Genomic DNA, 12,091 nt, shown 5'->3' with positions numbered 1-12,091 from the left:
ATGAAGCTGACACTGCAGTTGTCGCAGGATTTCACCGAAGATGATCTTCGCTACGCCCAGCAGATCGGCGTCGAGCACGTCACGGTCTCCTCGACCGGTGGTGGTCGGGACTTCTTCCGCTCTGTCAAGCAGCGGGTGGACGCGGCTGGTCTGATCTTGACCAATGTCGGGAACACCGACGTGCACAACATGCCGTCAGTCACCCTGGGACTGCCGGATCGGGACCAGAAGATCGACGCCTACATCGAGCACCTGCGAGCGATGGCCGAGATCGGCATGACCTACACGACCTACGCCCACATGGCCAACGGGATCTGGGGCCGGGACCGGAGACCGGCGCGCGGCGGCGCCTCCGCGCGCTCCTACACCGACGGATCGGCGACCGGCTTCTGGGCCGGCACGACCTATCCGTCGACCGGCTTCAGCCACGGCCGCGCCTTCAGCGAGGACGAGATCTGGGACAACTTCGCCTACTTCGTCCGCCGGGTCGTCCCGGTGGCCGAGGAGCTCGGGATCAGGATCGGGCTGCATCCCGATGATCCGCCGGGTGTCCCGCTCGGTGGTGTGCCGCGGTGCATCGCCAGTTCCTGGGAGGGCTACCAGCGGGCGTTCGACATCGCGGACAGCCCGAACTTCGGCGCCTGCCTGTGCCTGGGCACCTGGCTGGAGGGCGGCGCCACGATGGGCCGGACGCCGACCGAGGCGATCCGCGGCTTCGCCGCCCAGGACAAGCTGTGGAAGATCCACTTCCGCAATGTCAGCTCGCCGATGCCGGACTTCGTCGAGTCCTTCATCGATTCCGGCTACGGCGACATGCGCGAGTATCTCAAGACGTTGGCCGAGGTCGGCTTCGACGGCACCCTGATCGTTGATCATGTCCCGCAGATGATCGGGGACAGCCGCAACGCCTGGAGCTGGTCGATCGGTTACGTCAAGGGAATGATGGACGCCTTGGGCATCCCCACCGCTTGAGGCCCACCTCAGCCGCGGGTGATGTCGACCCGATGCTCTCCCGTCAGCCCGCCCGGGACGTGGTGATCGTTTGCGGTCACGTCCTCACCGTCCACCAGCACCCGGGTGATCGGGCCGTCACCGTCGACCGTGATGTCGAGCAGCGCTCTGCGCCAGCCGATGCCGGTCGCACGCACGGTCCCCAGCCCGGGTATGTGATCATCGGTGAACCTCAGGCCGTCGACCTCGGGCTGCAGTCCGATCGCGCCGTGATGCACCAGCCGCAAGTACGACGTCGCGGACCAGGTCTGGTCGATCAACGGCGGCCACTCGTGACCGACCTGCCAGCCGCCGCTCGGCAGCCCGGTCCGGGCGTCGTAGATCTCCCAGAACCGACCGTCACGCCCGACCAGCGTGTGGAACTGGTCAAGGACCGTCCGAGCAAGATCGGGGGCGTACCGACTGGCGCCCAGTCCGACCAATCCCATGATCATCGGCCACAACATCACGTTGTGTCGGCCAGGATGGTCCTGGTCGTAGCGCTCGAACGACGGCCACACGCTGACGTGCCCGTACGGCTCCAGGTGCAGCTGCTGCAGCAGGCGGGCGGCTCGCTCCGCCGGTACGACCTCCAGCGCGGCAAGCAGGCCGAAGCCCGCCGCTTCCTGCGAGAGGTCGAGACTCCCGTCGCCGTGCCGGAAGTAGCCGTACGTCTGCTGGCGCGGATCCCACAGCTCGGCGTCGACGGCCGTCGTGAGTCGGTCGGCACGCTCGGTCCAGCCGAGGGAGGCGGCCGCGTCCCCGACTTCGGCGGCCATCCTGGCCAGCGCCCGGAGCGCTCCGACGTAGACGGCGTTGGTGGACAGCGAGGCGATGGTGTGCGCTCCCGGATAGTCCAGCACGAACGACGATTCCTCGCGGTCGGTCGCGGGTGGGGAGGGCAGTCCGGCGATGCCGTCCTGCATCAGGGCCGGGCCGAGATACAACCCGGTTCCCGGGTCGTAGTGGGTCGCGTCCAGGATCGCCAGCGAGCGCGCCCCGATCCCGTACGCGGCGGCGAGGAAGCCCCGGTCGCCGGTCGCTCGGGCGTGCTGCTCGGCGGCGATCACCCAGATGATCTGGTCCCACCATTGGTTGTCCTGGGCGATCACCGGTCCTTCGGGTCCCTCGTCGCAGACCATCCGCAGTGTGCGCTCGGCGACGTCCGGTCGCAGGATCGACGCCGCGCCCCAGGCGTTGAGCGCCGCATCCCGTGTCCACGGAGTTGGATAACCGGCCCCAGCACGGATGAAGTGGGCCGGGTCATCGTCCGGGCCCGGGACGATGTTGGCCGCCAGCGTCCGGATCGCGAGGGCATACGTCGGCCCGAGTTCGGCCGACCCGCTGGCGGAGATCGTCGGAGCCCAACCGGGCTGATCCGGCAGGGCGGGCGGTGTGGCCGGCGCGCTCATCGGGTCGCCCCGGTAGGAGTCATGCGGAGCGTGACGATCTCGAACGGGCGCAGGACCAAGTCGATCTTGTTCTCGGTCGCACCGAGCAGCGCCGTACCGTCCCGGTCGTCCTCGAGCAGATCGACCTCGCGGACACTCGTGACGGGGACGTCGGTCCCCAGGGTCGCCGTCGCGCGATCGCCGTTCGGCTCGTAGAGCCGGAGCACAAGATCACCGGACCGGTCGTCGGCGAGCTTGATCGTTTCCAGCACGACCGGACCGTCGACCACAGCGATCGGATCCACCGCAGCCGCGCCGCTGACCGACCGCTCCGGTGTGCCGAGTGCGTAGCCCTCGCGGACCGCGTCCGAGACGTCGGCGTCCAGGACCAGGGCGAAGCGGGCCAGGTGCCGCCCCTGGTCCGCCTGCGGATCGGGGAAGAGCGGCCCGCGGACCAGCGACAGCCGCAGCGTCGTGTAGGTGCCGCCGTTGGGATGCTCGTGCCGGGTGACATCGTGACCGTAGGTCGAGTCGTTGACCACCGCGGCACCCCAACCGCGCTCGCCGACATGTACCCAGCGGTGCGCGACGACCTCGAAGCGGGCCGCCTCCCACGTCGTGTTGTCGTGGGTCGGCCGGACCACGTGCCCGAACTGCGTCTCGTACGCCGCCGTGTCCGCATGGACGTCGACCGGGAAGGCGACCTTGAGCAGGTGCTCCTGCTCGTGCCAGTCGATCTCGGTGCTGATGTCGACTCGCAGGCCATCGGCGGCCAGCGCGATCTCCTGGACGACGGACGATCCGTGCCCGAACGACCGGGCAACCCGCAGTCCCTGGCGTCCGTCGCCGAGGGTCACGGGTGCGATCTCGTCCGCCGAGTCAAGATCGACGACGGTGTTGCGGTAGTACTTGTCGACGTCCCAGGCGTCCCACTCGGCCGGCAGGTCCGGATGGAGCTGGAGCAGATTGGCCCGAGTGCCGGGCGGCAGCACCTCGCGGCCGCTGGGGCCGACCGCCGAGACGATGGTGCCGTCGGCGGCGATGGTGATCTTGGCCCGGTCGTTGGCCAGCTCCCAGCCTTCGCCGGTCGAGACGACGGTGGAGGTGGTCGATGCACTCGTCGCGACCTGGAGGGCGTACGCCTCGATCCCGCGCCGGGCGTAGGGCGAAGCGTTCGCCACGAGCTGCGTATCGCCCGCACCGGCCAGAGCGGCCAGCGAACGCTCGATGATCGGTTCCAGAGCTGTCGCGATCTCGCGGTAGCGCTGGATGGACTCCTGATGGACCCAAGCGATGCTTGTACCGGGCAGCATGTCGTGGAACTGGTGCAGCAGCACCATCCGCCACTGTGCCTCGAGCTCGTCGTACGGGTAGTCGATCAGGCCGCGTACGGCTGCTGCGGTCGCCCAGGCTTCGGCCTCGTGCAGAAGCCGTTCGCTGGTTCGGTTTCCGCGCTTGACGTCGGCCTGGGTGATCGAGGTCGCGCGGTGCAGCTCGAGGTAGAGCTCGCCCTTCCAGACCGGTGGATCCGGGTACTGCTGCTCGGCCTCGGCGAAGAAGTCGGCCGGCTTGCGGATCACCAGCTTCGGTGAGCCTTCAAGATCACGAGCGCGCTTGGCACGCTGCATCATCTCCCGGGTCGGCCCGCCGCCGCCGTCTCCCCAGCCGAAGGGCAGGAAGGAATGATCGGAAACGGCCTTCTCGCTGAAGTTCTTCACCGAGTAGGTGAGCTGTTCGGCGGACAGCACTCCCTGCAGGGTGTCGGCCGGCGGGAAGTGGGTGTAGATCCTGGTGCCGTCGATGCCCTCCCACTGGAAGGTGTGGTGGGGGAAGCGGTTGGTCTTGTTCCAGGAGATCTTCTGGGTGAAGAACCAGCGGATCCCTGCCAGGCTGCAGATCTGCGGCAGCGCGGCGGAGTAGCCGAAGGTGTCCGGCAGCCAGGCCTCGCGGTTGGTGATGCCGAATTCGTCGCGGAAGAACCGCTGGCCGAAGGTGAACTGGCGGACCATCACTTCGGATCCGACCAGATTGGCATCCGACTCGACCCACATGCCGCCGATCGGGTGGAACCTGCCCTGCTTGACCGACCCGACGATCCGGGCCCACAGCTGCGGCCTGGTCTCCTTGATCCAGGCGTACTGCTGGGCCGAGGACATCGCGTACTGCAGGTCGGGCTCGCGCTCCATCAGGTCCAGCACGTTGGAGGCGGTCCGAGCCACCTTCCGTACGGTCTCGCGCACCGGCCACAGCCAGGCGGAATCAATGTGCGAATGACCGATCACGCTGACGGTGTGGGCGGACGGGACGGCCGGCTTGGCCAGGACATCGGCCAGTTCGGCGCGAGCAGCGGTGGCAGTGCCGGCGAGATCGGAGAGGTCGACCGCGTCGAGCGCGGACTCGAGGGCGTGCAGGATCTTCCAGCGTCGTGGCTCACCAAGATCAAGTCTGGACTGCAGGTCCAGCAGGAATTCAAGATCAGCGCCCAACTCGGCCAGCTCGGCGTGCCGGATCGTGATGTCGACCGGGCGGAGCTGACCGACGAGATCATCGCTGAGGGTGGCGCGATCGCCTTGCACGCTCGGCTGGAACGGTCGCGGACCCGGCGAGAAATTCGGATTGGCCGCTGCCTCGACGAAGAGGTCGATCGGATCGCCCGGCCCACCATCGACCGGGATCCAGTTGTTGTACGGGTTGAGCGCCTTGACCGTCGTTCCGTCCGGCCGGAAGACCAGGCCCTCGGCCTGCGCACCGGCCTGGGTGCCGTTCCAGCCCAGGTCGACGACGATCTCCAGAGCGTCGGCGGCGGCGATAGGTGCCGGGGGCACGGTTCCGGTGAAGTGGAACCAGGTCGTCGACCAGGCCCGGCCCCACGGCGTCCCGATCGCGAAGGGTTCGTAGGCGACGCCGGCCGCCACGGCCGCGTCCGGATCGAGACCGGGCATTGCCGTCTCCGCGGCAACCGGTTCGCCGGTGCCGCCGCCGACATTCCAGGCCTCGACCTGCAACTGCCCGACGGTGCTGTGCACGCTCGGCAGGATGCGGTCCAGCAGGACGCGACGGGTTCGGTTCTCGAGCAGCACGTGATCGTCGTGCATGGTTCCTTCCTGGGCGCCGGACGCCGCAGATGGTCAGGGGTGGAGGCTCTGCGACGATCTGAGCCTCGTCGAGCCGCGAAGAACGCTATCGCGGGTCCGTCGCGCATCGGCCGCGGCATCGGGCCGAGCTACGCTCGATGAGTGAGTCAGGATTCTGGACCGACAAATCTCGGTGGTCCGCGGGTCTGCCCGATCGCCGATGCGCTGACAGTCGTCGGCGAGCGCTGGAGTCTCCTGGTGCTGCGCGAGCTCGACTTCGGCGTGCACCGTTTCTCCGACATCCAGGTCAACACCGGAGCGCCACGGGAGACCCTCGCCCTGCGGCTCAAACGACTCGAGGACGCCGGGCTGATCGAGCGCCGGCAGTACTCCGCCCGTCCGCCCCGGGCCGAATATCACCTGACCGAATCCGGCCGCGACATCGCACCGGTGCTGGCCGCGCTGCGCCGGTGGGGCGAGCGCCACGTCGCTCCAGTGGGGTGAACTTCTGGCCGGAGCCCCGGGTCGTCGCCTCGGGCTTGCTGGTGTCTCGCTCCGACGGCCCCGGCGAGAGTGAGTTTGGTTTTCGAACTCACCCGGGTACTGTCGAGCCCGACCATGTGAGTTCGATTTCCGTACTAACGCCGGGAGGGCATAGGGGGCACCAATGACCTGGACCGCATCCACCCACCAGGAACGTCGGAAGCAGTTCGGGCGCTTCCTGCTCGGCACCGGCGGCATCGGTGGCATCGCCGCCGCGACCGGCCCCGGGCTCGGCCTGTCCGAGGAGGACGGACTGAAGCTGATCGACCGTGCGGTCGGTGAGGGCTTCAAGATCCTCGACACCGCCGACGTCTACACCGGCGGCACCAGCGAACGCGTCGTCGGCACCTGGAATCGGGAGCATGCCGGCACCGAGGTGCTGACCCAGACCAAGACCGGCATCACTCCCAGCGGGCCCGATCTCAGCCCCGAACGCGTACAGCGCCAGCTCGATCACAGCATCGCGGTCCTGGGGCACGTTGATCTCTTCGTCGCCCACCAGATCGACACCACGACCCCGATGCAGGACTGGCTGCCGGTCTTCAGCACGGCGGTCGAGAACGGCAGCGTCCGGGCGTACGGGCTGTCCAACGTCAGCGCTGCCCAGCTGACCGAAGCGCTCGAGACCGCGGACCGGCTCGGGCTTGCCCGACCGGAGATCATCCAGAACTCCTACTCGCTGCTGGTGCGCGGCGACGACAAGGACGTGCTGCCGATCGCGGTGTCGGAGGGCCTGGCGTACGAGGCGTATTCGCCGCTGGCGACCGGCGTCCTGGCCGGCCGCTACAGCAACGGCGAACGGCCGGCCGCCGGCAGCCGTGCCAGCGTCGCATCGCGCGCCGACACCTACCTCGACGACCCGGACCTGATGGAACGGGTCCGGGCCTTCGACCAACTCGCCGCCGAAACCGGTGTCTCATCCGCCGGACTCGCGTTGGCATGGCTGGTCAACCATCCGACCGTCACCGCGCCGATCGTCGGCCCGAGCAAGGACTCCCAGTGGCAGGGCATCCGCGAGGCCACCCAGGTCAAGTGGACGGCCGACCTGGCCGACCGGCTGGATGCGCTCTTCCCGGTGCAGTGACCAGTTGACAGCGTACGGACGCTGCTGATCCGTCAAGAACGCGTCAAGAAGGTAGGGGACGTCGCTGCAGCGGCGTTCCGGGTCGCGGTCCGCGGCGGACAATGGAGGCATGAAACGCGGTGCGCTGCGGGTCTACCTCGGCGCCGCCCCCGGGGTGGGGAAGACGTACGCCATGCTCGACGAGGCGCGGCGCCGGCAGGCGCGCGGTACGGACGTGGTGGTCGGTCTGGTCGAGACTCACGGGCGCGCCCACACCGCCGAACTGCTGCACGGGCTGGAGATCGCGCCGCGGCGGATCATCGACCACCGCGGTGGCAGCTATTCGGAACTCGACCTGGACTGGCTGCTGCAGCGGCGGCCCGAGGTTGCGCTGGTGGACGAACTGGCCCATTCCATCCCGGCGATCCAGCCCGGCCACAACACCAAACGCTGGCAGGACGTCCAGGACCTGCTGGCCGCCGGCATCGACGTGATCTCCACGGTCAACGTCCAGCACCTGGAATCGCTCAACGATGTCGTCGCCGAGATCACCGGTGTCCGCCAGCAGGAGACGATCCCCGACGACGTGGTGCGGGCCGCAGATCAGATCGAACTCGTCGACATGTCGCCCGAGTCGTTGCGCAAGCGGCTGGAGCACGGCAACGTCTATCCACCGGAACAGGCCGACAGTGCGCTGTCCCACTACTTCCGACCCGGCAATCTCGGCGCGCTGCGGGAGTTGGCGCTGCTCTGGGTCGCCGACCGGGTGGATGCCGGACTGGCGAGCTATCGCAGCAAGCACGGCATCAGCCAACCGTGGCCGGCGCGGGAGCGGATCGTCGTCGCCCTGCCCGGCGGGCCCGAGGGTGAGACTCTCATCCGGCGTGGGGCGCGGATCGCCCAGCGCGGTGTCGGCGGCGAACTGATCGCCGTGCACGTCAGCCGCAGTGACGGACTGCTGTCCCGGCAGGCCGGCACCCTGGAGGCCCAGCGAGCGCTGACCGAGCAGCTCGGCGGCACCTTCCACCGGATCGTCGGCGACAACATCGCGGAGGCGATCACCGACTTCGCCCGCGGCGCCAACGCCACGTTGATCGTCGTCGGCGCGAGCAGCAAGCGGCCCTGGCAGTCGCTGTTGGTCGGCAGTGTCAGCAGTGCCGTGGTCGGCGGCGCGGGTGACGTGATCGACGTGCATGTGGTCACCCACGAACAAGCCCGGCGGGGCAGCCTGCCGCGGCGCAAGGATCTGCTGAGCCGTCGCCGCAAGGTGCTCGGCTGGATAGCGGCGGTGTTGGTGCCGCCGGCCCTGGCGTTGCTGGAGAATCTGCCGGTGCTGTCGCTCGGATTGGCGACCGATGCACTGCTGTCGCTGGCCGCGACCGTTGGCGTTGCGCTGCTGGGCGGGATGTGGCCGGCGGTCCTGGCGGCGGTGTGGGGGTCCCTGCTGCTGAATTTCTTCCGTACGCCACCGGTGCACACGTTCACCATCGCAGCACCGGAGAATGCGTTGGCGCTGGTCGTGACGGTGATCGTCGGAGCGGCGGTGGCCTCGGTGGTCGACACCGCGGCACGACGCAGCCAGCAGGCCCGGCGGGCCAATGCCGACGCCGAGACGCTGTCGATCCTGGCCGGAAGCGTGATCCGCGGACAGGACACCGTGGCCGCGATCTTGGAGCAGTTGCGGACGACGTTCGCATTGGATTCGGTGACGCTGTTGGAGCGCCAGGATGAGCGGTCGGCCTGGCAGATCGTCCAGTACGCAGGGGATCCGGTCTGCCGGACGCCGGCCGCGGCCGATACCCATATCCGGGTCAGCCCGACGCTCGGACTGGCGATCTGCGGGCCTGATCTCGATGCCGGATCGCGGCGGGTCCTGGAGGCGTTCGCCGCCCAGACCTCGGTGATCTTGGAACGTGAGCGCCTCCAACAGCGGGCCGAGGAGGCGCGCAAGCTCGAGGCCGGCGATGCCATGCGACGGACCCTGCTGGCTGCGGTGTCCCACGATCTGCGCACCCCGCTGGCGTCGATCAAGGCCAGTGTCACGAGTCTGCTGCAACCGGATGTGGACTTCAGTCCCCAGGACCGGGAACAGTTGCTGGACATGGTGCAGCATGCAGCCGTACGCCTGGAGCGGATTGTGGACAACCTGCTCGATCTGTCGCGACTGCAGTCGGGGACGACGCGGGCGCTTTCGCAGGCGACCAGCATCGACGAGATCGTCTGGCCGGCGATCGCCGACCTGCCACAGGACCGGCTCCGGGTCGAGGTGGACGAGACCCTGCCGCTGCTCGACACCGATCCTGGTCTTGTTGAACGAGCATTGGGAAATGTCGTGGAGAACGCGCTGAAGTACGCACCTGGCACGATCACGCTCCGCGCCGGGCTGGCAGGCTCTCCCGCCGAGGGGCCGGCGATCGAGATCAAGATCATCGATCATGGCCCCGGTGTCGATGATCATGTCAAGGAGCGGATCTTCGACGCCTTCCAGCGAGCGGGTGATCATCGGCAGAGCAGCGGGCTCGGACTCGGGCTGGCGGTCGCCCGCGGCTTCGCCGAGGCCGTTGGTGGATCGCTGACCGCCAGGGACACACCGGGCGGCGGCCTGACCATGGTGCTCACCTTGCCGGTGCCGGACGCCGGCAAGGATGTGGATCTGCGCCCGGCGATGCCCGGCGTTGCCGGCCAGGCGCTGAGCGGGGACCGCCGGTGACCGGGCCGACCGTCCTGATCGTCGACGACGAACCCGCGCTGGCCAAGGCGTTGTCGATCAACCTGAGGGCCCGGCACTGGGACGTGATCACCGCCAGCAACGGCGCGGCCGCCCTGGAGGCGGCCGCCAAGCGACCGATTGACCTGGCGATCATCGACCTCGGGCTGCCCGACATGGACGGCATCGAGGTGATCGAGGGCATCCGCGGGTGGTCCCGGGTCCCGATCATCGTGCTGTCGGCACGGCATGATTCCGACGAGAAGGTGGCCGCGCTGGATGCCGGCGCGGACGACTACGTCACCAAGCCGTTCGGGATGGACGAGTTGCTGGCCCGGCTGCGTGCCAACCTCCGTCGTTCCCAGCCGGCGGACGAGGCGAGTGAGCCGGTCGTCACCGCCGGTTCGCTGGAGATCGATCTTGCTGCCCGCAGGGTCACCCGCGATGGCCGGCCGGTTCGGCTGACGCCGACCGAATGGCACTTCCTGGAGGTGCTCGTACGCCATCGGGGGCGTCTGGTGTCGCACCAGCAGTTGCTCACCGAGGTCTGGGGGCCGGGCTATCGCACCGAGACCAACTACCTGCGGGTCTACTCGGCACAGTTGCGCCGCAAGCTCGAGGACGATCCCGCCCGTCCGAAGTTCATCGTGACCGAACCGGGCATGGGCTACCGCTTCGACGGTTGACTCGATTCTGCAAACATCGGCCCAGGCTGTGTAGCAGCAGATCCCCAGCCACGTCCGGCCTGCAGCGCCGCCCGGCGTGATCATGAAATCGGTTCCTCTACTGTGGTAAGTGCCACCGATGTCCCCGCAGACAAGGAGAATCCATGCCTGATCCCGTCGTTGCCCTTCAGGTCGGCGCCGTATCGTTCGTCGACGAGGGAGTGACCGAAGTGCTCGACACGGTCGGCGAACGGGCCGGGGTGAATGCCCTCTTCCTCGCGACGCCGACCTGGACCCGCGGTACCGGTGGCCGTCAGGTGCCCGGCTTCCCGCTGCCCGATCACGGCAAGCAGGAGTACGACCTGGACTGGGTCGGCGGCAACTACGCGCGGGTGCATCCGGAGCACTACGGGCGTACGGCCATCGGTCCTGCCGGGCGGGCACCGGAACATCCGGACTTCGACCTGCTCGGCGACGTGATCCCCGAGGCGAAACGACGAGGGATGCAGAGCTTCGCCTGGATCGAGGAGAGCAGCTACGCCGACGAGCTGCGGCGTTACCCGAACTTCCTGTCCACCATGGAAGTCGACATCTGGAACAAGCCTGCGCGGCGGCCGTGTTTCAACAACCCGGACTATCGCAACTGGCATCTGGCGATCGTCGAGGACTATCTCAGCCACTACGAGATCGACGGTCTGGCCTGGTGTTCGGAGCGCCCCGGGCCGCTGACGATGTTGATGCAGGGCCCGACGGCCCAGGGGCTGGGCCTGGTCACGTGCTTCTGCCGCTATTGCCGGGAGATTGCCGCCGACCGCAACATCGACTGGCGCAGGGCCCAGGAGGGCTACCGCAAGCTCGTGGCCTGGAATGCCCGGGTGGCGGTCGGGGACACCGGCTCCGACGGGGCCTTCGTCTCCTTCTGGCGACTGCTCTTGCAGTATCCGGAGTTGATCAGCTGGCAGAGTTTGTGGACCGACAGCCAGCATCAGATGTATCGCGACATCTACGGCACGGTGAAGGCCGCCCGACCGGAGGTGCAGGTCGGCTGGCACGTGTATCACAACATCTCCTTCAGCCCGTTCTACCGGGCCGACCAGGACTACTCGGCGATGAGCCACTTCTCCGACTTCATCAAGGTCGTCAGCTACGACAACTGTGCCGGTCCGCGATTCCACACCTGGATCGACAACATCTGCCACAGCCTGTTCGCCGACGCGACACCCGAGGAGGTCTACCCTCTGGTGCTCAAGATCCTCGGGCTGGAGGAGGCGGCGTACGAGTCGTTGCCGAGCACCGGATTCAGCGCCGACTATGTGCGCCGGGAGACCGAGCGTGCAGTCGCCGGCGTCGAGGGGCGGGCCGACATCTGGCCGGGGATCGACGTGGACATCCCCGTGGGCCGGGCCGGCTCGCAGACCAGGCAGAAGGACATCACCGCCGACGCCAGCGGGATCAGCAGCCGGCTCGACTCGGGTGATCAACTGACCCGGTGCACCCCGGAGTCGGTCAAGGCGGCGACCCTGGCAGCCTTCGAGGGTGGAGCCCAAGGGGTGGTGATCAGCCGCAAGTACTCCGAGATGCGACTGGACAACCTGTCCGGCGTTGGAGCCGCCCTGCGCGAGCTGCAGCTGCTGGACTGACGCTGCTGGACTGACGCT

Annotated in this window: 8 protein-coding genes; 6 read left to right on the top strand and 2 right to left on the bottom strand. The window is 68.2% G+C overall.

Features of this window, described 5'->3' with window-relative positions:
• Complete coding sequence (locus IEY07_RS16755) at nt 1–972, top strand: mannonate dehydratase (protein ID WP_188896552.1); 972 nt, start codon at nt 1–3, stop codon at nt 970–972.
• An 8-nt stretch (nt 973–980) separates the two neighbouring features.
• On the opposite strand, the gene IEY07_RS16750 is transcribed toward IEY07_RS16755, so the two are convergent.
• The gene (locus tag IEY07_RS16750) at nt 981–2,402 is read right to left on the bottom strand and encodes an MGH1-like glycoside hydrolase domain-containing protein (protein WP_188896551.1); all 1,422 of its coding nucleotides are present in this window, start codon (nt 2,400–2,402) and stop codon (nt 981–983) included.
• The gene (locus IEY07_RS16745) at nt 2,399–5,476 is read right to left on the bottom strand and encodes an alpha-mannosidase (RefSeq protein ID WP_188896550.1); all 3,078 of its coding nucleotides are present in this window, start codon (nt 5,474–5,476) and stop codon (nt 2,399–2,401) included. Before IEY07_RS16745 ends, IEY07_RS16750 begins: the two co-directional genes overlap by 4 nt.
• 141 nt (nt 5,477–5,617) lie before the next feature.
• Between IEY07_RS16745 and IEY07_RS16740 the strand changes: the two genes are divergently transcribed.
• From IEY07_RS16740 to IEY07_RS16720, 5 genes are all read left to right on the top strand, one after another.
• On the top strand, nt 5,618–5,959 hold the full coding sequence (locus tag IEY07_RS16740) for a winged helix-turn-helix transcriptional regulator (RefSeq protein ID WP_188896549.1): 342 nt from the start codon (nt 5,618–5,620) through the stop codon (nt 5,957–5,959).
• 163 nt (nt 5,960–6,122) lie between these two features.
• Complete coding sequence (locus IEY07_RS16735) at nt 6,123–7,082, top strand: aldo/keto reductase (protein ID WP_188896548.1); 960 nt, start codon at nt 6,123–6,125, stop codon at nt 7,080–7,082.
• Nucleotides 7,083–7,191: 109 nt separating this feature from the next.
• Nucleotides 7,192–9,771: a DUF4118 domain-containing protein gene (locus tag IEY07_RS16730; protein ID WP_188896547.1), complete on the top strand. Its 2,580-nt coding sequence runs from the start codon at nt 7,192–7,194 to the stop codon at nt 9,769–9,771.
• Nucleotides 9,768–10,454, top strand: a complete 687-nt coding sequence (locus IEY07_RS16725; protein ID WP_188896546.1) for a response regulator — start codon at nt 9,768–9,770, stop codon at nt 10,452–10,454. Before IEY07_RS16730 ends, IEY07_RS16725 begins: the two co-directional genes overlap by 4 nt.
• A gap of 143 nt (nt 10,455–10,597) precedes the next feature.
• Nucleotides 10,598–12,073, top strand: a complete 1,476-nt coding sequence (locus tag IEY07_RS16720; protein WP_188896545.1) for an alpha-amylase family protein — start codon at nt 10,598–10,600, stop codon at nt 12,071–12,073.
• Nucleotides 12,074–12,091 lie beyond the last annotated feature (18 nt).

The sequence above is a fragment of the Microlunatus endophyticus genome, from assembly GCF_014646195.1.
Taxonomy (GTDB): domain Bacteria; phylum Actinomycetota; class Actinomycetes; order Propionibacteriales; family Propionibacteriaceae; genus Microlunatus; species Microlunatus endophyticus.
This window is presented reverse-complemented; position numbering and strand designations above follow the sequence as displayed.